This window comes from Streptobacillus canis, assembly GCF_009733925.1.
In the GTDB taxonomy this organism is placed as follows: domain Bacteria; phylum Fusobacteriota; class Fusobacteriia; order Fusobacteriales; family Leptotrichiaceae; genus Streptobacillus; species Streptobacillus canis.
Genome location: NZ_WOEI01000008.1, coordinates 1 through 21,220 on the forward strand (window position 1 = coordinate 1; position 21,220 = coordinate 21,220).

The following is a 21,220-nucleotide window of genomic DNA, read 5'->3' on the forward strand; positions in this document are numbered from 1 at the left end:
TCTAAATTTATGTTATTATTAGTCATGGGTATACAGTTCCTTTCAATGAATTTAGTCGTTTATGATTGTACTATATATCCTATTTTTTTCAAGTCTTATTTTGGACATTTACTATTTTAATTTAGGAGATTTATCTGAACTTTTTTTCTTTTATTGATAAAAAAAGGCATTTATGCTATAATAAATAGTAAAAACATATAGAATTGAAAGGGGAAAAATGTTTCAAAAATTAGATGAAGTTGTTGAAAAATACGAAGAGATAAATAAACTACTTATGACTCCTGAAGTTTTATCAGATCCAAAAAAATTAATGGAATATAATAAGACTTTAAGTCAAATGTCAGAAATAGTAGAAAAATATTTATCATATAAATCAAAAAAAGAAGCTTTAGAGCAATATAAAGAAGAAATTAAAACAGAAAAAGATGAAGAAATGCTTGAAATGTTAAACATGGAAATTGATTCTATAACAGAAGAAATTCCACATTTAGAAGAAGAATTAAAAATCTTATTATTACCAAAAGATCCTAATGATGATAAAAACGTTATAGTTGAATTAAGAGCAGGAGCTGGTGGAGATGAAGCTGCATTATTTGTTTCTGATATATTCCGTATGTTTACAAGATATGCAGAAAGAAATAGATGGAAAACAGAAATAATTGATAAAAATGAGATAGGTGTTGGCGGACTAAAAGAAATCACTTTCTTAATAAGTGGTAAAGGTGCTTACTCAAGACTTAAATTTGAAAGTGGAGTACATAGAGTACAAAGAGTTCCAGATACAGAAGCATCAGGAAGAATTCATACATCAACTATAACAGTTGCTGTTTTACCTGAAATTGATGATGTAGAACAAGTAGAAATTAATCAATCTGATTTACAAATAGATACATATAGATCAAGTGGTGCTGGTGGTCAACATGTAAACACTACAGATTCAGCTGTTAGAATTACACATAAACCGACTGGTATTGTAGTTACATCACAAGATGGAAGATCTCAAATTAAAAATAAAGAAGCTGCAATGAAAGTATTAGCAGCAAAATTATATGAAATAGAAGTTGAAAAACAAAGAAGTTCTGTTGAAGCAGAAAGAAGAAGTCAAGTAGGAACTGGAGATAGATCAGAAAAAATTAGAACATATAATTACCCTCAAGGAAGAGTTACTGATCATAGAATTAAGTTAACACTACATAAATTAGATGCAATACTTGATGGAGCATTAGATGAAATTATTGATGCATTAATAGCATTTAATCAAGCTGAGTTATTAAAAAATTCAGGAGAAAATTAATATGCAAGACACTTTATTATCTTTGTTAAATAAATCAGTAAAATATTTAGAAAATAAAGGTGTCCCAAAAGCAAGATTTGTTGTTGAGAAAATATTATCTGAAATTTTAGAACTTGATAGAATCTCATTATATTCTAATTTTGAAAAAGTTATCTCTGAGGATGAGAAAAATTTAATCAGAGAGAAAATTTTAAAATATAATGCAGATGAAAAAGAAGAAATTTTATTAGAAACGATAAGAGATTATTTTGAAAAGACTAAAATTTATCTTGATAAAAAAGGTATAAATGAAAGTAATATAATAACTAATATTATTTTTTCTAACTTATTAGATATAGATACTAGTTTATTATTTACAAAATATAATTCTAAAATTACAGAGGAACAAAAAGAAAGACTTAGAGAAATACTAAAAAAAATTGTAGAAAAAAGAATACCTATACAGTATATCTTTAATGAACAAGTATTTTATGGTTACTCATTTTATGTAGACAAGAATGTATTGATTCCGAGGATTGATACAGAAATTGTTGTTGAAAAAGCATTAGAATTGATAAGTAAAATAAAAAATCCTAAAGTTTTAGATATAGGTACGGGTAGTGGAGCTATTGCTTTAACTATTGGACTTGAAAATACTGAAAGTAAAATTTTAGCGGTAGATATTTCTGAAAATGCTTTAAAAGTAGCAAGAAAAAATGCTGAAATTTTAAATGTTCAAAATGTTAAAATTATACATTCAGACTTATTCAGTAATGTTACTTATAATGAATTTGATTTAATAGTATCAAATCCACCATATATATCTCGTGATGAAATAAGTGTCATGGGTGAAGATGTGTTATTACATGAACCAGAATCTGCATTATTTGCAGATGAAGGTGGATTATATTTCTACTATCAAATTTCTAAAGATGCTTTAAATTATTTGAAAGAAAATTCTTATTTGCTTTTTGAAATAGGATATAAACAAGGTGAAAAAGTAAAAGGAATTATGGAAAATTTTGGATATGTAGAGGTTAGTATAGGGAAAGATTTAACTGGAAATGACAGATTTGTTTTTGGTAGAAAGAAAGGGAACAAATGAGAGTAGATGACTTTGATTTTGAATTACCTTTAGAATGTATTGCTCAACATGCAATAGACCCGAGAGATTATTCAAAATTGTTAGTACTTAATAAAAATAATGGTAATATAAAAGATAAGAGATTTTATAATATCATAGACTATTTAACACCAAATGATATTTTAGTAATTAATAGAACTAAAGTTATTCCAGCGAGATTATTTGGGAAAAAAGAAAATGGTGTAGTATTAGAATGTTTTTTATTAAAAAGAATAGGTTTAAAAAAATGGGAAGTGTTATTAAAACCTGCCAAAAGATTAAAGATAAATGATAAACTTATTTTTTCTGAAAGATTATCAGCTAAATTATTAGAAATAAAAGAAGATGGTAATAGAGTTGTAGAATTTGAATTTGAAGGAGTATTTGAAGAGATACTTGATGAACTTGCAGAAATGCCACTTCCACCATATATAACTGAAAAGTTAGAAGATAAAAATAGATATCAAACTGTTTATGCAAAGTCAGGAGAATCAGTTGCAGCACCTACTGCAGGATTACATTTTACAACAGAATTACTACACAAAATTGAAAAAAAAGGTATAAAAATTGTTGAAGTATTTTTAACAGTTGGTTTAGGAACTTTTAGACCTGTTCAGGTAGATGATGTTAAAGATCATATTATGCATAGTGAAGAATATGAAGTTCCGGAAGAGACAGCAAGAATTATAAATGAAGGGAAAAAACAAGGTAAAAGAATTGTTGCAGTTGGTACAACATCAATTAGAACTTTAGAATCTTCAATTGATGAAAATAATAATTTGATTGCTCAAAAATCAGAGACAAGTATATTTATTTATGGAGATTATAAATTTAAAATGGTGGATGCATTAATAACTAATTTTCATTTACCAAAATCTACATTAATTATGTTAGTTTCATCATTTGCAGGTAAAGATTTTGTGATGAATGCATATAAACATGCAATAAAAAATGGCTATAGATTCTTTAGCTTTGGAGATTCAATGTTTATACAAGGAGAGTTATGAGAATTACATCAGGATATTTAAAAAATAGAGTTATACTAAGTAGAATTGGAAAAGAAACTAGACCAACTCTTGAAAGAGTAAAAGAAGCAATATACAGTATAATTTCTACAAAAGTAGAAGATGCTATATTTTTAGATCTTTATTCAGGCACAGGTAATATGACATTTGAAGCTATTAGTCGTGGTGCAAGTAGAGCAGTAATGATAGAAATGGATAAAGAAGCTTTAAGAGTAATTATTGAAAATGTAAATAATTTAGGTTTAGAAAGTAAGTGTAGAGCATATAAAAATGATGCTTTACGTGCAATAGAAATTCTTGAAAATAAAAATGAGAAATTTGATATAATTTTTATGGATCCGCCATATAAAGAAAATTTAACTGTTAATACATTATCTAAGATCTCACAACATAATATTTTAGCTGAATATGGAATAATTATTTGTGAGCACGGAAGATATGAAAAATTAGAAAGTGAAATTGGAAATTTAATAAAATTTGATGAAAGAGAATATAACAAAAAAGTTGTATCATTCTTTAAGAAAAAATAGGAGGAAATATGGCTAAAAAGAATTTTGAATCAATTTTAGAAGAAATTAAAGAAAGTATATCTAAATTAGAAGATTCAGATATTTCTTTAGATGATTCTATCGTTGAGTATGAAAATGCGATTAAACTAATTAAAGAAGCAGAAAAAAAACTAAAAGAAGTAGAAGGTAAATTAGAAGTTATCAAAATTAATGTTGAGAAAGAATAATTGATGGAAAAATATTTAAAAAATTTAAAGAAAAAAGTAGATAAAAATATAAAAAATATACTTAAAAAACATAAATCAATAAAAGAAATTGATGAAATGTTAGAATACGCAGTATTATTGGGTGGTAAAAGAATTAGACCTGCCATTATGTACATGTTAGCTGATATTTTTAATAAAGAATACAAAATGATAGAAAATGAAGCAGTTGCAATTGAGTTAGTACATGCATATTCACTTGTTCATGATGATTTACCTTCAATGGATAATGATGAATATAGAAGAGGAAATTTAACTGTACACAAAAAATATGGAGAATCAAATGCTATTTTAGTTGGGGATGCTTTATTAACACTTGCATTTTCAGTACTTGCAGAATCAGAATATTCAAATAAATATAGTATTGTAGCATTATCATATTATGCAGGACATAAAGGTATGATATTAGGTCAATATCTTGATTTATTATATGAAAATGTAAGTATTAATTATGAAGAATTGATGGAAATCCATATTAATAAAACTGCAATGTTATTAATGGCATCTGTTGAAATTGCTTCTATAAGTTTATCTTTAAATAATGATTCTAGAAATGCATTAAGAAAATATATGCTTTATTTAGGTCTTGCATATCAAATTCAAGATGATATTTTAGAGGTAGAATCTAATTTTGAAAAAATAGGTAAAAAAAATACAGATTTTGAAAATAAAAAATCAACATTCCCAAGTATACTTGGAATGGAAAAATCAAAAGAATTAAAAGAGAAATTTATTAATGACGCTATTTCAATAGCAACAGGAAATGAAAAATTGATAGAATTTGCGAATTATTTATTAAATAGGGAGTATTAATGTTTAGAGAAGAGAAATCGTTCTTTATAATAGACGAATTTTTAAAATATAATTGCATTGCTGCTTTTACTAAAAAAGAGTTAGGTAACATGGCAGATTATATTGACAATGGGATGCCGAAAGAAAATAGAAAAAATGCTTTATCTATTTTAAATCTTAGTGATAAAAAAATTGTATTTGCTTTACAAAAACATACAAATAAAGTAAAATATATAGATAATGAAATGGATGTAAATGAATTAGTAAATATTGATAATATTGATGGTTTTGTAACAAAGAGAAATGATATAGTAATTTTTACTTTTTATGCAGACTGTCTTCCTATATTTATAATTGATAAAAAAAATAAAGCTTATGGATGTGCTCATTCAGGTTGGGTAGGAACAACTAAATTAATGATACATAAATTAATTGATAAAATGATAGAATGTTTTGATTCAAAAAAAGAAGACTTATTAATAGGCTTGGGTATAGGTATTCATATAGAAGATTATGAGGTAGGTAATGAATTTTTAGATAATTTTAAAAATTTATTTCCAAATCATTTTCAAAAGTGTTTTAAAGAATTAAATGGTAAAATATATTATGATAATACATATTTAAATAAATTATTAGCTTTGGATTATGGTATATTAGAATCTAATATTATTGTTGATGATAGAGGTGTAAAAAATGCTTCAACATTTTCACATAGATTAGATAAAGATAATATTGGAAGATCTGCTGCAATAATTTCGATAAAGGAGTAAAATGCAACAAAAAAATAGGTTAATTTCTATTTTTATACTTTCACTTTTATTAATAATGATGAATAATAAAGCTTTAAGTAATACAAGCTATAATTATCAAATTAATAGAATGATTACGACTGTTTTAAAAATAGAAAAAAAAGAAAATGAAGATATAAAGATAGAAAATAATGAAAATAAATTTTTTCTTGAAATAAAAAAAGTAGATAAGAAAAATGTATTTGTATTTTTTTGGAATAAAGTTTTTACTTATAGTAAAATAAATGGTAGAAATAATCTAAAATATCTAGAATAAACAGTATTTTATAATCTAACATAAAAATAAAATACAAGGAGTAGAAATGAAAATAGTTGATATAATTAATAAAATATTTGGTACATCTGATGAAAAGATTATCAAAAAAATGAGAAAACAAGTTGATAAAATTAATGCTTTAGAGCCAGAGATGGAAGCATTAACAAATGAACAGTTAAGTGCAAAAACACAAGAATTTAAAGATAGATTAGCACAAGGTGAAACATTAGACGACCTATTGGTCGAAGCATTTGCTGTAGTTAGAGAAACTGCAAAAAGATTAACTGGAATGAGAATATATGATGTGCAATTAATTGGTTCTATGATTATACATAGTGGTAGAATTGCAGAGATGAAAACAGGAGAAGGTAAAACTTTAATGTCTACTCTAGCAATATATTTAAATGCATTAACAGGAAAAGGTGTACATGTAGTTACAGTTAATGATTATCTAGCAAAAAGAGATAGAGATACTATGGCACATATTTATGATTTCTTAGGATTAACTTCAGGAGTTATCATTGCAAATTTAGATAATGAAACTAGAAGAGCACAGTATAATTGTGATATTACTTATGGTACAAATAATGAATTTGGTTTCGATTATTTAAGAGATAACATGGTACATGATCCAAGTGAAAAAGTGCAAAGAGAACATAATTATGCAATAGTTGATGAAATAGATTCAATTTTAATAGATGAGGCAAGAACGCCTTTAATTATTTCAGGACCAGCAGAAGAAACAACACATTGGTATGATGTTTTTGCAAATGTTGTATTAAGATTGAAGAGAAGTTACAAGACAGAAGAAATTAAAGATAAGAAAAATACTATTATTCCTGATGAAGATTGGGAAGATTATGAGGTTGATGAAAAGGCAAAAACAGTTACAATAACTGATAAAGGTATTAAAAATGTTGAAAAAATATTACAAATTGATAACCTTTATTCTCCACAATATGTTGAATTAACTCATTTCTTATCACAAGCTTTAAAAGCAAAAGAGTTATTTAAGAGAGATAGAGATTATATAATAAATGAAAAAGATGAAGTAATTATAGTTGATGAATTTACAGGAAGATTAATGGATGGGAGAAGATATTCTGACGGTCTTCATCAAGCTATTGAAGCAAAAGAACATTTAAAAGTTGCTGGAGAAAACCAAACTTTAGCGACTATTACTTTACAAAATTATTTCAGAATGTATGAAAAATTATCAGGGATGACTGGTACTGCAAAAACAGAGGAAGAAGAATTTAAACAAATATATAAATTAGGAGTTGTTGTTGTTCCAACTAACAAACCAGTACAAAGAAAAGATTTACCTGATGTTATTTATCAAACAACAAGAGCTAAATATATTGCAATAGTAAATAAGATAATTGAACTATTTGAAAAAGGGCAACCGGTTTTAGTTGGTACTGCTTCAATAGAACATTCAGAATTATTATCATCTTACTTAACTAAAGCAAGAATACCTCATGAAGTATTAAATGCTAAATATCATGAAAGGGAAGCTGATATAGTTGCTCAAGCTGGTAGATATAAAACAGTTACAATAGCTACTAACATGGCAGGACGTGGAACAGATATTAAACTTGGAGGGGATCCAGATTCATTAGCTGTTAAAATAGCTGATCGTGGAACACCTGAGTATTATGAAGCATTTAAAACATATGAAAAAGAATGTTTAGAAAATAAGAAAAAAGTACTAGAAGCAGGAGGATTATTTATTTTAGGTACTGAAAGACATGAAAGTCGTAGAATAGATAATCAGTTAAGAGGAAGGGCTGGACGTCAAGGAGATCCAGGAGTTTCTGAATTCTATTTATCACTTGAAGATGATTTAATGAGATTATTCGGTGGAGATAAGTTAAAATCTATGATGAAAGCTTTAAATATTCCTGAAGAAGAAGATATCAGACATAAGAGAATATCAAAAGCTGTTGAAAATGCTCAAAGAAGAATTGAAAGTAGAAACTTCTCAATTAGAAAGAGTTTAATTGAATATGATGATGTTAATAATAAACAAAGAGAAGTAATCTATAAGCAAAGAGATCAAGTATTATACAATGAAAACTTAAGAGAATTAATTTATGATATGATTGATAATACTGTAGTTTCTACAGTTTCTGATTTACTTTCACCAAATAAATCAGAGTGGGATTTTGAAAGTTTAAATTCAAAAATATATGAAATTTATGGATTTGAATTACCTGATTCAGTATATCATGCAAATAATTTAGATGAAATTTTTGATATTTTATATAATGAAGTAAAAGAAAGATATGATAATAAAGTATTAGAAATTGGAGAGGAACAATTCTCTAAAATTGAAAGATACATAATGTTAGAAGTATTAGATCAAAAATGGAGACAAAACCTAAAAGACTTAACTGAATTAAGAGAAGGAATTAATTTACAATCATACGGTCAAAAAAATCCAGTTAATGAGTATAAAATTGCAAGTACAGATGTTTATAATGATATGATAGATGGAATAAATAGAGAAACTACATCATTCTTATTAAGATTAAAACTAAATGTACCTGAAGAACTTACAAATGTAAATGAAGAAGCAGTAGAAATTGTTGAAGAAGAAAAAGAATTTGTTAGTAGAAGAGAAAGATTAGAAGATAATGAATAATCAGTGAAAGAGAATTTTTTATAAATTCTCTTTTTACTTAAAGGGAGTGAAAAAATGATTGATAGAATTATAAAATTAGAAGATATATATGAGGTAATGTATTCTGAATTATATAATAAAAAAAATGATTTAGAATTATGTAATGAAAAAATATTTGAGAATGCAATTATTGATGAAAAGACAAAATTAAAGAGTTTAGCCAAGATAAAATTTGAGATAAAAAAATATTTTTATAATCTACCATTTATTACATTATTTAATGAATTTAAAAATGATATAAATTTCTTAGAAAAACATACATATTTTACTGAAAGTTTAAATAGACTTGAAATAACAAAAGCAACAAATTTGATAAATAAAGAAAATATGCATGATTATCAAAGTATTATAATACACTCAGATATTTTATCTAATCTACAAAATAGATTAGTTTGTGATAAAGGATGTCCTTTAAATTCAAGTAAAGTAGAGGATGAATTAAGATTAAAAATCATATTAAATAATGAAATAACAAAAAATGAAAATGGAGAATATATTTCATATGTAATTGGTAATAAAATATTTGATTTTAATGCTAACTTAACTAATGTTGAAATAGATAATGTTGCTAAAACGACAGTTAATTATAATTTAAGTATAAATAAAAATATAGACCATACATTAATAAAAATAACTAGAATTATTAGTAAAAACTAATCATATATTTAATATATGTTTAAATATATCTAATATACTTGTATTTTTTAGAAAATTGTGTTATTATACATCTAGAATAAATTTTGGAGGAAATAAAAATATGATAAATAAAGTAGTTACATTTAACAAAAATATGATGCACATGTACTAGAAGCTTGTATCTAAAGGGTACAAGCAGTTTGTGTTTGTGCCTTAAATGTAACTACATAAGTCAGGCACAAAAGCCTGACTTTTTATTATATTTAAGGAGGAGAGATGTCGTACTTAGTAATTAAAGACTTAACAAAAAAGTTTAAAGAAAAAGTAGCGGTAAAAGATGTAAACCTTGAAATATCCAAAGGTGAAATATTTGGGATAATTGGTTTATCAGGTGCTGGTAAATCAACTTTAATTAGAATGATAAATAAATTAGAAAAACCTACTGAAGGTACTATTTATCATGAAAATACTGATATTTTCCAATTAAATGATGTTGAAACTAGAGAATATAGAAAGAAAACTTCTATGATATTCCAAAGTTTTAACCTTTTATCTTCAAGAACAGTATTTGAAAACGTTGCTTTACCTTTAGAGATTTCAAAGGTAAGTAAAAAAGAGATTAATGATAAAGTAAATGATTTATTATCTTTAGTTGGACTTGATAAATTTAAAGATGAATATGTAAATAATTTAAGTGGAGGTCAAAAGCAAAGAGTTGCAATTGCAAGAGCATTATCAACTGATCCAGATATATTACTTTCAGATGAATCTACATCAAGTTTAGATCCAATTACTTCAAACTCAATTTTAGAGTTATTAAAAGATATAAACAGTAAACTTGGGATTACAATAATATTAATTACACATCAAATGGAAGTAATTAAAAAAATCTGTGATAGGGTAGCTGTAATGAAAGATGGAGAAGTAATAGAAGTATCGACTGTAAAAGAATTATTTATAAGTCCTAAAACAAAATTTGCAAGAGAACTAATTAGTGATCTTAAAATGGAAGTTCAAACAGGTAAAGCAAATACATTAAATTTAATATTTGATGGTGAACAAGCAGATAAATCATATGTATCTATTCTTACTAGAGAATTTAATCTTGATATAAATATATTAGGAGGTTCAATTGATACTCTAGCAAGTGGAGTAAAAGTAGGACACTTAAATGTGAGTATTGAAACTGACAATATTGAAGAAATAATTACTTGGTTAGAAAAAAATGGTATTAAAGTAGAGGTGGTAAAATAATGATTATGAAAGCAATAATAGAGACGATGTATATGATAATTGTTTCAATATTAATAGCAAGTATAATTGGTTTACCATTAGGAATATTACTTTCAATAACTAAAGAAGGTTCTATTTCAGAAAATAAAACTTTAAATAAAATTTTGGATCTAGTAATTGTAAATATTACAAGATCAATACCATTTGTTATCTTAATTGTATTATTAATACCTTTATCTAGATTAATTGTAGGTAAATCTTATGGAACAACAGCATTTATTATTCCACTTTCAATAGGTACTGCGCCATTTGTTGCAAGAATAATTGAAAATGCATTAAATGAAGTAAGTTATGGATTAATGGAAGCTGCAATTTCTATGGGTGCTACAAACAAAGATATAGTATTAAAAGTATTAATACCTGAAGCAATTCCATCTATAGTTAATGGTTTAACTTTAACATTAATATCTTTAGTTGGATTTTCTGCAATAGCAGGTATAATAGGTGGTGGAGGTCTTGGAAATCTTGCTGTAATAGAAGGTTTTCAAAGAGGAAACTATAAATTAATGTATTTATCAACATTTATATTGATAATAATAGTTCAAATAATTCAGTTTATTGGAACTAAAATTGTAAAATTTATTGAAAAGAAAAGAGGTAGGTAGAATGTTTAAAAAATTATTATTAGCATTTTTAACATTTGTTGCAGTATCATGTACTGGAGGAAAAAGTACTGAAGCTGAAACACAAAAATTAGTATTAGGAGTTTCACCAATTCCACATCAAGAAATTGTAGAATTTGTGAAAGAAGATTTAAAAGCGGAAGGTGTTGATTTAGAAATAGTTGTATTTAACGATTATGTACAACCGAATATTTCATTAAAAGATGGAAGTATTGATGCAAATTATTTCCAACATGTTCCTTATATGGAATCATTTGGAAAAGAAAATAATATTGATATGGTAAGTGCAGGTGGAATACATTTAGAACCTTTAAAAGCATATTCAGAAACTATTAAAGATGTAAATGAAATTCAAGATGGAGCAGAAATATTAATACCAAATGATCCTACAAATAGAGGAAGAGCTTTATTATTATTAGATGCTGCTGGTTTAATTAAATTAAATGATAGAGAAAAATTAGATTCTAGTGTTGCAGATATTGCTGAAAATCCTAAAAATTTAGTAATAACTGATTTAAATTCAGAACAAATAGCTCCAAGATTATCAGAAGTAGCTTTAGCAGTAATTAATACTAATAATGCATTAGCTGCAGGTCTTACTAAAGATAAAGCAGTTATTGTTGAAGGAAAAGATTCACCATATGTTAATATTATTACTGTTCTAAAAGGGAATGAAAATGATGAAAGAGTTAAAAAACTAGTTAAAGTATTACAAAGTGACAAAGTAAAACAATTTATAGCAGAAAAATACAACGGAGAAGTAGAAGTTGGATTTTAATAGTTAAAAAACTGCATCAAAATGATGCAGTTTTTTTATTGACAATTGTAAATGATATGATAGAATAAAAATAACAAAATATAGGAGATGATACAATGAAAAAATTACTTTTTGGATTAACATTATTTTTAACATGTATTTCAAATGCAGAAGTTAAAAGTGAAAAAATAGAAATTAAAAATGGATATTATTCTATTCCTGCAGTTTATACTTATAATGACGAAGTTAAGAATGCTCCATTAGTTGTAATGTTACATGGAACTGCATCAAATAAAGATGAAGTAAATGGAACATATATTAAAATGGCAAATTCATTAGCTGAAAACAATATTTCGAGTATTAGATTTGATTTTAATGGTACAGGAGATTCAAAAGTAAATTATTTACATTATACTTTAACATCAGCAACAAATGATGTAGAAAAAGTAATTAATTATTCTAGAATTTTAACTTCAGGTAAAATTGGGTTATTAGGATGGTCTCAAGGTGGTACAATTGCTTTATTAAGTGGAGATAATAAAAATATTGACTCTATTGCAACTTGGGCAGGAGCACTAAATATGTTCACTAAACAAAGAATGAAAGAATATGAGGCTTCGAAAGAAATGGGATATTTTGAAAATACTTTCCCTTGGAGAGGCCCATTAAAATTTTCACATCAATGGTATTCAGAAGTAAAAGATTTAGATATTTTATCTGAAATCAAAGAAATTAAAGTTCCTATATATGCAGTGGCTGGTTTAGAAGATGATGTAGTAAATCCAAATGAAGCAGATTTAATTGTTAAAACAGCTTCAAATAAATTATCACGTGTTGAAAAAATAGAAAAAGCAGATCATATTTTTTATACATTTGATCCAATAAAATCAAAAATTGATGAATTAGTTTCTAAAACGACTAATTGGTTTATTGAAAGTTTGAAATAATGAATGTAAAATATCAAGAAATTATTGAATATAATATTGAAAATATTGTTGAGATCTATAATTCTGTTGGTTGGACTAATTATACAGAAAATATTGAAATGTTAAAAAACTCTTATGAGAATTCTTTGTTCATTTTAGGGGCATATCTAGATGAAATGTTAATAGGTTTAATTAGAGTAGTAGGAGATGGGTATTCGATAATATATATTCAAGATATTATTATTAAACCAGAATATCATAGAATGGGAATAGGTAGTACTCTTTTAGAAAAGATACTTAAAAGATATAAAAATACATATCAAAAAATTTTGACAACAGATAATACAGAAAAGACTTTAAAATTTTATAAATCGTGTGGATTTTTAGCTGTTGAAGAATTAAATTGTAAAAGCTTCATAAAAATATTTTAGTAAATAAAAGACTAAGTTATATTTAATTGACTTAGTCTTTTTTGTTTAGTATAATTAAGATATATAAAAACAAAGTGAGAGTGAAATAATGGAAAATAAACAAGAATTTACATTGAAAAGGTTTTTACCTTTAATATATATGATTACAGTATTATTAATTGCATTACTTGCATTTAAAGTATCAATTTATTTACTACCTTTTGTTATTGCATTTATAGTTGTAACAATAACAAGAGGGCCAGTAAATTTTTTGATGGAAAAATTGAAATTTAATAGTAAATTTGCAAATATTACCGTAATTTTATTATTTTATATGGTTATACCGGTAATACTTATTTTACTATTAATAAGATCATATAATGAAATTTACAATTTTTCAAATTGGTTGATAAAAAATGTAGATACAATCAAAGAATTAGCAATTAAATTAACAGAAAAATTTGATTTTTTTGAATCTTTATTACCGCCAGTTGCTATTGTTTCAATTAAAAACTTTATTGCATCTATGATTGGGAAATTAACTAATTTAGGATTTGTAATTGCAAATAATATTTTATCAATTACATTAAAATTACCTGTTATTTTGGTTTATGTAATTATTACTATAACAGCTACGTTTTTAATGGCAAGTGATATTGAATCGGTTAATAATTTTTTTGATAAACAATTTCCTAAAAGTTGGTTAGATAAGTTTAGATTAATAAAAGTTGATGTAGTAGAGGTTGCATATCAATATTTAAAGGCGCAATTAATGTTAATTACATTATGTTTTATTGAACTTATTATAGGATTAAGTATAATTAATTTAGTTGTAAGTCCTATTAATTATGTATTTTTAGTTTCAGTGTTAATTTCTGTATTTGATGCATTGCCAATACTGGGTGCTGGGGGAATATTGGTACCTTGGTCAGTGTACAATTTATCTACAGGAAATTATGCATTAGGAATAGCAATATTATTATTATATTTATTTATTACAATTACACGTATGACATTAGAGCCACGTATTTTAAGTAAAAATTTAAGTGTAAATCCATTATTATCTTTATTATCTTTATTTGTTGGATTTAAACTATTTGGAGTAGTTGGGTTTTTATTTGGACCAATATTATTAACAATAATGACAATATTATTTAAAGAAGAAATTAATAAAGGATTCTTTAAAATATTAGCAGGAGAATATATAGAAGAAAAATAATTTAATATACATATCATATTGATATGTATATTTTAATAAAGGAGAAATATGAGAAAATTATTAGCATTATCACTAATACTAGGAATACCAGTTGGTTATTTTTTTACAGACCAATTTGTATTAAAAAATCAAATTAATGAAGAAATTATATCAGTAGAAAAAGGTGACACAATAAAGAAAATATATGATAAATATAATTTCAATTATACTATTTTAGATAAGATATTTTTAAAACTTAATCCCAAATTGTCAAATCTTAAAGAAGGGATGTTTAAATTTGAGAATACTAACATTTCAAAATTTGAATTATTAAATGGTTTACAAAAACCATATATTGATAATGTTATATTGACAATTCCTGAAGGATTTACTCAAAAACAAGTATTTGCAAGACTTGAAAAGTTAGGTTTAGCAACAGAAGAAGAAATGTTAAATGCACTCAATTCAGTTGATTTTCCTTATTATCATGAGAAAGATAATTATGATGGATATCTTTATCCAGAGACATATTTAATTCCTAGAGGAACAAAACCTTCCCAAATTGCAGAAACTATTTTGAATGAGTTTTTAAAACAATTTCCATCGGAAGATTATCCAGATAAAAAGAAATTTTATGATGATATTAAATTAGCTTCAATAGTTGAATTTGAGACAGGAGAATTAGAACATAAAGCAAAAGTTGCAGGAGTTTTTAAAAAGAGATTGAGAATAAATATGCTACTTCAATCAGATGCAACTTTAAAATATGAATTAGGTAGAATGGCATATAAAAAAGAATTAATGGAAAGTAATTCATTATATAATACGTATAAACATAAAGGATTACCGCCAACACCAATATGTAGTCCATCTAAAGAAACAATAACTGAAACTATTAATGCAAAAGAGGATAAATATTTATTCTTCTTTATGGATGGAGAAAATACATATTATTCTGAGACTCATGATGAACATTTAAGAAAGAGAAGATCAATAAAATGAGAAAATTAAGATATATACTAATCCTACTTTTTATATTTTCTTGTTCTAATATTGAAAGAACAAATACAAATAGAAATCAAGAAATTAAGGTAGTAAGTAATAAAGAGGTAAATTTAAGAGATGACATTAGAGTTAGATTAACCAATCTAGAAAAGAATAATTTAAATATTGAATTAGATGAAAATATGTTATTAAATGAAAATGTTCCATATAGTTTAAATATAAGCTTAGAAGGTTTAGAAGATAAAGTGTATATGGATGGTAATTATTATGAAAATATAACCATTAGTAATAAAACTGGTATTATAAAAATTGGGAAATATTCATTTTATGGAGATATGCTAATTAAATCAGTTGATTCAAAGTTAATATTAATTAATACATTAAATATGGAGAAATATTTACTAGGTGTAGTACCCTTTGAAATTCCTGCTTCTTTTCCAATAGAAGCATTAAAAGCACAAACTGTTATAGCAAGAAGTTATGCATATAGAAATATTGCAAGAAATAAAAAAGACTTTGATGTATATGATAGTACGTTATCTCAAGTGTATCAAGGAATACCTACAAAAAATGTTGATAATGTTAGAAAAGCAATTAAAGAAACAAGTGGAGAAGTAATATTATATAACAATAGAATAATAGATGCAGTGTTTCATTCATATAGCGGTGGTTATACAGCAAGTGCAAAAGAAGTATGGGGTAATGAAGTTGAATATTTACAAGCAATAGAAGATAATTATTCTAAAGGGGTACATTCGACAGTTTTAAATTGGGAATTTCAAATTGATAAAGAAAGCATACTTGAAAAAGTGGGATTTGAAGTATTTGATTATGATATTAGTTTTACTGAAAGTAATAGAGTATCTAAATTAATATTATATAATGAAGATAAAAGTCAAGAAATGCAATTTACAGGTAATTCATTTAGAAAGGCTTTTTCATTATCTAAAATAAAATCAACGGCATTTACGATAGAAATAAATGATCGTGGTATAAAAGTAGTAGGTTCTGGATATGGTCATGGAGTTGGGTTCTCACAATGGAGTTCTAAAACTATGGCAACAGATCATAATATGTCATATATTGATATAATTAATTTTTTCTATAGAGGAGTTAAAGTAGCAAAGAAAGGGGAATAGAATGTTTAGAAAATTTATATTAGAAAATAAATTGATTGAAAAAAATGATAAGATATTAATTGCATTTTCTGCAGGTCCTGATTCTGTTTTTTTGCTTGAAAAATTGTTAGAAATAAAGGAAGAATTTAATTTAAAAATACATTTAGGATATGTAAATCATAACTTTAGAGATGATGTTTGGAAAGATATTGAATTGGTAGAAAAAATTGCTCAAAAATATCATTTAGAATTTACAATTTTAAATATAAAATTAGACATTTTTTCTGAAGAAAGAGCTAGAGAATTAAGATATAAAGTGTTAGGAGAATTGAAAGATAAACTTTCATTTGATAAAATTGCAACAGGACATAATAAAACAGATAATGCTGAAACAATAATTTTTAGACTCATTAGAGGAACAGGACTAGATGGTCTAGAGGGGATAAAGGTTAGAAGAGAGGATATTATTAGACCGATATTATATATATCTAAACAAGATATTTTAAAACAGGTATATAATGAATATATAGTTGATAAAACAAATTTAGAAAATAATTATAGCAGAAATAAAATTAGAAATTTGATTTTTCCAATATTTGAAGAAATAAATTCAAAATTTATAGATAATATAGTAAAAATACATCAAAATATCATAAATAATAATGATCAAAAATATGAGTTTATAATTAATAAACTAAAGGAATATAATATTTCTCTTAACACAAAAAAAATAAATCAAATATACAGTATTCTTGAAAAAAATGAAAGTAAGATTATAGACTTAGGAAATGGATTTGTATGGTATAAGTCTTATGAAACAAATTCTATAATTAAACAATCTGATTTATTTAAAAATGAGGATGAACTAATTTTAAGTATTGATAAAGAGCTTGTTTTAAATGGATATACTATAGGTTATACGAATTCAACTGGACTTGAAAAAATATTAAATAAAGGGTATAATATAGTTACTTTAGATACCTTTAAAAAAGATTCAATATTTAATATTAGAACAAGATTAGATGGAGATAAGCTAGGTAATAAAAAGTTGAAAAAATTATTTATTGATAGTAAAGTTGATAAATTAGAAAGAGATAAGATACCTTTAGTAATTTTTGAAGATAATATTATTATGGTTGGGAATCTTTTTAAATTAAAAACTAATACTACATTAAATGAATATTATGTATATATTAGGAGAAATGATGGAAAATAAAAATATAAATGAAGATGAGATTTTTGATAATCAAGAAGAAAAAAAAACTGATGATCAAAATCAAGAAGAACCAAAAGAGGTTGAGAAACCTAAGAAACCAAAGAAAAAGGTATATATTTCTGATGAAGAAAATGCTGAAGAAATTAAGCGTAGAATAGAAAGTTTAAAAAATAAAAATAATAATGTTTCATTTAGAGTGAAACCTCCAGTATTTTTCTTTTTAATCTTAGTTATTATATCTACACTTTTCTATTTATATGGAAATAAAACACCTTTATTTGATGAAAAACGTGAAATAAGTTATACACAATTTGTTACGAAAGTTAGACAAGGTGAAATTACTGAAATTAGAGAAGGTGAAGAAACTTTAACTGGAATAAAAAAAGTTGCTGGAAAAATAGATGTTTTTGAAACTAATAAATTAACTGATAGATTAGGACAAGATACTAATTTAATGGAAGTTGCAAAAGAGAAAAATGTTAATATAATTGTATTAGGGACTCCAATTTCAACTATAATAAGTAGAGCTATTTTTAGCTTTGCACCAATATTTATGTTACTATTCCTTATGTATTTCATTAATAAGAAAATGATGGGTGGTTCTGGTGGAGGAATGGGAAATCCATTTAACATTGGAAAAGGAAAAGGAAAATTAAGTGAAAGACCAAATGTTAAGTTTTCAGATGTTGCTGGATTAACAGAAGAAAAAGAAGAATTAAGAGAAATTGTTGAATTCTTAAAAAACCCATCAAGATTTGAAAAAGCAGGTGCAAGAGTTCCAAAAGGTGTTCTATTATTAGGTGAACCTGGTACTGGTAAAACTTTACTTGCAAAAGCAGTTGCAGGTGAATCAGAGGCTGCATTCTTCCCAATTTCAGGTTCAGAATTTATAGAATTATATGTTGGGGTAGGAGCTTCACGTGTAAGAGAATTGTTTAAAGATGCTAAAAAAGAATCACCAGCAATTATTTTTATTGATGAAATTGATGCTGTAGGTAGAAGAAGAGGACAAAATAAAAATGGTGGTGGAGGTAATGAAGAAAGAGAGCAAACTCTAAACCAATTACTTGTTGAAATGGATGGATTTGAAACAGATCAAAGAATTATAGTAATGGCAGCTACAAATAGAGCTGATGTATTAGATCCTGCTTTATTAAGAGGTGGAAGATTTGATAGAAGAATTGAAGTTTCAAGACCTGATGTTAAAGGTAGAGTAGAAATACTTAAAGTTCATAGTAGAAATAAAAAATTAGCAAGTGATGTAAAACTTGAAGATATTGCAAAAATAACTCCAGGTTTTGTTGGTGCAGATTTAGAAAACTTATTAAATGAGGCTGCAATACTTGCTGCTAGAAAAAATTCTGATGAAATAACAATGGAAGATTTAGATGAAGCTGTAGATAAAGTAGGAATGGGTCTAGGCCAAAAGAGTAAAATTATTTCAAAAAGAGATAAAGATATGTTAGCTTACCATGAAGGTGGACATGCATTAGTTGCTTCAATTATACCTGGTGCAAGTAAAGTTCATAAAGTTACTATTATACCTCGTGGTGATGCAGGTGGATATATGATGCCACTTCCTGAGGAAACATTAGGTAAAACTAGAAAACAAATTTTAGCGGAAATTAATGTTTTATTCGCCGGTAGAGCAGCAGAAGAATTAATGATGGATGATATTGCAACAGGAGCATATTCAGATATAAAGAGAGCAACTGAACTTGCAAAATTACTAATTTCAAGTGTAGGTATGAGTGATTTAGGACCTATAAATTATGAACATTCTGATAATGGATTTACAATGTCATCTGATATGAGTAATGAAACTGCAAGAGAAATAGATCTTGAAGTAAGAAGATTATTAAAAGAAAAATATGATGAAACATTAGAACTATTAAAAGAGAATAAAGAAACTTTAGAAAGAATAGCAACATTATTAAAAGAAAAAGAAACAGTAACTGGTTCAGAAATTAGAGCTTTAATTTCTGGTTTAACAGTTGATGAAGTATTACAACTTAATGATGAAGAATTAGAAAAATATTATTAAAATATAGTGTATATACCTTGACAAAGTCTCAAAAATTTTGTAGAATAGAGTGTATTAATACGAAATTACATGTAATGACATAATTACAATCAAATTATGTAGAAAGGAGCTCAAAATGGCAGTACCTAAGAAAAGAACGTCAAAAGCGAAAAGAAATATGAGAAGAGCACATGATTCAATCAATGCTCCACAATTCGTAGTTGAAGCAAATGGTAGTGTAAGAAGACCTCACAGATTAAATCTTGAAACAGGTGAATATAGAGGAAGAAAAGTACTAAAAGCATCAGCAGAAGAAATAGTTGAATAAATAAAATACATCTTTTAGATGTATTTTTTTTAATTTTTTAGGAATTTATTTCATAGAAAAAATGTTGGAATTATGATATTTTTCTTTATAAATATCATGTTTATTTATTTTTTATTTAGTTTAACGGGATCAAGTTCGTATAATTTCTTTACAGCTATCCTACTTTATTTATTTTCTTTATTTATTGCTTTATCACCAATTGGTGAAAGTATAATTAGATGGCAATTAGGATGTAAAAAAGTTACAGACCCAGTTATAAAAGAAAGATTAGATAGAATTTTTTATGAAGTTTATAATAAGGCTAATATTTCTAATCCAGAATTAGTAGATGATATTGAAATTTTTATGACTAATGATATGTATATGAACGCTTTTGCAACAGGTAGAAAAACTATTTGTATGACTAGAGGGTTATATGAAAATCTAGATGATGAACAAATTGAAGCTGTATTAGCTCACGAGTTTTCACATATTTTATATAAAGATACAGATCTTTTATTAATTATAATGGTTAGTAATATTATAATGAACTTTGTTTTAATTATTGCAAGAAGTTTAGCTCATGTATTTGCAGTAAATATGTCTAAAGAAAAAGGTTATTCGTATGCACGTTCTAGAATAATGATAGATTTACTAATTTCAGGAGTATTTCAAATTTGTACTAAACTTGGAGTAATGTTAGTATTAACGTCAAGTAGAAATCAAGAGTTTGTTGCTGATGGTTATGATAAAAAACTTGGTTATGGAATACATTCGCAGAAGTACTGTACATACTTAATCAAGGTAATGTAGGTAAACATAGTTTAGCTCAAACTTTAATGCCTTCACACCCAAGTGTAGGAGAGAGAATTGAAAAATTAAGAGAAACATAAAATTAAGGTGATTAAATCACCTTTTTTTATTGTATTTTCAAATATTTTAGGGGACTATTTTTATTCACAAAATATGCAA

At 25.6% G+C, this 21,220-nt stretch carries 22 protein-coding genes; all 22 read left to right on the top strand.

Annotated features, from left to right (window positions below):
- Window positions 1–217: 217 nt before the first annotated feature.
- The 22 genes from prfA (at window position 218) to GM111_RS03315 (ending at window position 21,061) form a co-directional block, all read left to right on the top strand.
- A complete protein-coding gene (prfA, locus tag GM111_RS03210; RefSeq protein ID WP_156299441.1) occupies window positions 218–1,294 on the top strand; it encodes a peptide chain release factor 1 in 1,077 nt (358 codons plus the stop codon).
- A 1-nt stretch (window position 1,295) separates the two neighbouring features.
- Window positions 1,296–2,378 carry a peptide chain release factor N(5)-glutamine methyltransferase gene (prmC, locus tag GM111_RS03215; protein ID WP_156299442.1) on the top strand — a complete coding sequence of 361 codons (1,083 nt, stop codon included), beginning with the start codon at window positions 1,296–1,298 and terminating at the stop codon, window positions 2,376–2,378.
- Window positions 2,375–3,403, top strand: a complete 1,029-nt coding sequence (queA, locus tag GM111_RS03220; RefSeq protein ID WP_156299443.1) for a tRNA preQ1(34) S-adenosylmethionine ribosyltransferase-isomerase QueA — start codon at window positions 2,375–2,377, stop codon at window positions 3,401–3,403. Before prmC ends, queA begins: the two co-directional genes overlap by 4 nt.
- Window positions 3,400–3,951, top strand: a complete 552-nt coding sequence (gene rsmD, locus GM111_RS03225; RefSeq protein ID WP_156299444.1) for a 16S rRNA (guanine(966)-N(2))-methyltransferase RsmD — start codon at window positions 3,400–3,402, stop codon at window positions 3,949–3,951. Before queA ends, rsmD begins: the two co-directional genes overlap by 4 nt.
- A gap of 8 nt (window positions 3,952–3,959) precedes the next feature.
- The gene (gene xseB / locus GM111_RS03230; RefSeq protein ID WP_156299445.1) at window positions 3,960–4,157 is read left to right on the top strand and encodes an exodeoxyribonuclease VII small subunit; all 198 of its coding nucleotides are present in this window, start codon (window positions 3,960–3,962) and stop codon (window positions 4,155–4,157) included.
- Window positions 4,158–4,160: 3 nt separating this feature from the next.
- Window positions 4,161–5,006 carry a polyprenyl synthetase family protein gene (locus GM111_RS03235; RefSeq protein ID WP_156299446.1) on the top strand — a complete coding sequence of 282 codons (846 nt, stop codon included), beginning with the start codon at window positions 4,161–4,163 and terminating at the stop codon, window positions 5,004–5,006.
- Window positions 5,006–5,755, top strand: coding sequence for a polyphenol oxidase family protein (locus tag GM111_RS03240; protein ID WP_156299447.1), 750 nt, complete (start codon window positions 5,006–5,008; stop codon window positions 5,753–5,755). Before GM111_RS03235 ends, GM111_RS03240 begins: the two co-directional genes overlap by 1 nt.
- A gap of 1 nt (window position 5,756) precedes the next feature.
- The gene (locus GM111_RS03245) at window positions 5,757–6,050 is read left to right on the top strand and encodes a hypothetical protein (RefSeq protein ID WP_156299448.1); all 294 of its coding nucleotides are present in this window, start codon (window positions 5,757–5,759) and stop codon (window positions 6,048–6,050) included.
- Window positions 6,051–6,096: 46 nt separating this feature from the next.
- Window positions 6,097–8,697 (top strand): preprotein translocase subunit SecA, encoded by a 2,601-nt coding sequence (gene secA, locus GM111_RS03250; RefSeq protein WP_156299449.1) that lies wholly within the window; start codon window positions 6,097–6,099, stop codon window positions 8,695–8,697.
- A gap of 54 nt (window positions 8,698–8,751) precedes the next feature.
- On the top strand, window positions 8,752–9,393 hold the full coding sequence (locus GM111_RS03255; RefSeq protein WP_156299450.1) for a hypothetical protein: 642 nt from the start codon (window positions 8,752–8,754) through the stop codon (window positions 9,391–9,393).
- 255 nt (window positions 9,394–9,648) lie between these two features.
- The gene (locus GM111_RS03260; protein WP_156299451.1) at window positions 9,649–10,626 is read left to right on the top strand and encodes a methionine ABC transporter ATP-binding protein; all 978 of its coding nucleotides are present in this window, start codon (window positions 9,649–9,651) and stop codon (window positions 10,624–10,626) included.
- On the top strand, window positions 10,626–11,270 hold the full coding sequence (locus GM111_RS03265; protein ID WP_156299452.1) for a methionine ABC transporter permease: 645 nt from the start codon (window positions 10,626–10,628) through the stop codon (window positions 11,268–11,270). Before GM111_RS03260 ends, GM111_RS03265 begins: the two co-directional genes overlap by 1 nt.
- Before the next feature lies 1 nt (window position 11,271).
- Complete coding sequence (locus GM111_RS03270) at window positions 11,272–12,066, top strand: MetQ/NlpA family ABC transporter substrate-binding protein (RefSeq protein ID WP_156299453.1); 795 nt, start codon at window positions 11,272–11,274, stop codon at window positions 12,064–12,066.
- Between the two features lie 95 nt (window positions 12,067–12,161).
- Window positions 12,162–12,992 carry an alpha/beta hydrolase gene (locus GM111_RS03275; RefSeq protein ID WP_156299454.1) on the top strand — a complete coding sequence of 277 codons (831 nt, stop codon included), beginning with the start codon at window positions 12,162–12,164 and terminating at the stop codon, window positions 12,990–12,992.
- Window positions 12,992–13,402 carry a GNAT family N-acetyltransferase gene (locus GM111_RS03280; RefSeq protein ID WP_156299455.1) on the top strand — a complete coding sequence of 137 codons (411 nt, stop codon included), beginning with the start codon at window positions 12,992–12,994 and terminating at the stop codon, window positions 13,400–13,402. Before GM111_RS03275 ends, GM111_RS03280 begins: the two co-directional genes overlap by 1 nt.
- Before the next feature lie 88 nt (window positions 13,403–13,490).
- Complete coding sequence (gene ytvI / locus GM111_RS03285) at window positions 13,491–14,600, top strand: sporulation integral membrane protein YtvI (RefSeq protein ID WP_156299456.1); 1,110 nt, start codon at window positions 13,491–13,493, stop codon at window positions 14,598–14,600.
- Window positions 14,601–14,648: 48 nt separating this feature from the next.
- Complete coding sequence (mltG, locus tag GM111_RS03290) at window positions 14,649–15,581, top strand: endolytic transglycosylase MltG (RefSeq protein WP_156299457.1); 933 nt, start codon at window positions 14,649–14,651, stop codon at window positions 15,579–15,581.
- On the top strand, window positions 15,578–16,723 hold the full coding sequence (locus GM111_RS03295) for a SpoIID/LytB domain-containing protein (protein ID WP_156299458.1): 1,146 nt from the start codon (window positions 15,578–15,580) through the stop codon (window positions 16,721–16,723). The genes mltG and GM111_RS03295 overlap by 4 nt, the downstream gene beginning before the upstream one ends.
- Before the next feature lies 1 nt (window position 16,724).
- The gene (gene tilS, locus GM111_RS03300) at window positions 16,725–17,918 is read left to right on the top strand and encodes a tRNA lysidine(34) synthetase TilS (protein WP_156299459.1); all 1,194 of its coding nucleotides are present in this window, start codon (window positions 16,725–16,727) and stop codon (window positions 17,916–17,918) included.
- Entirely contained in the window at window positions 17,908–19,962 is a 2,055-nt protein-coding gene (gene ftsH, locus GM111_RS03305) for an ATP-dependent zinc metalloprotease FtsH (RefSeq protein ID WP_156299460.1), read from the top strand. The genes tilS and ftsH overlap by 11 nt, the downstream gene beginning before the upstream one ends.
- A gap of 115 nt (window positions 19,963–20,077) precedes the next feature.
- Entirely contained in the window at window positions 20,078–20,269 is a 192-nt protein-coding gene (gene rpmF / locus GM111_RS03310; RefSeq protein WP_067320210.1) for a 50S ribosomal protein L32, read from the top strand.
- A gap of 96 nt (window positions 20,270–20,365) precedes the next feature.
- The gene (locus GM111_RS03315) at window positions 20,366–21,061 is read left to right on the top strand and encodes a M48 family metalloprotease (RefSeq protein ID WP_197034455.1); all 696 of its coding nucleotides are present in this window, start codon (window positions 20,366–20,368) and stop codon (window positions 21,059–21,061) included.
- Window positions 21,062–21,220 lie beyond the last annotated feature (159 nt).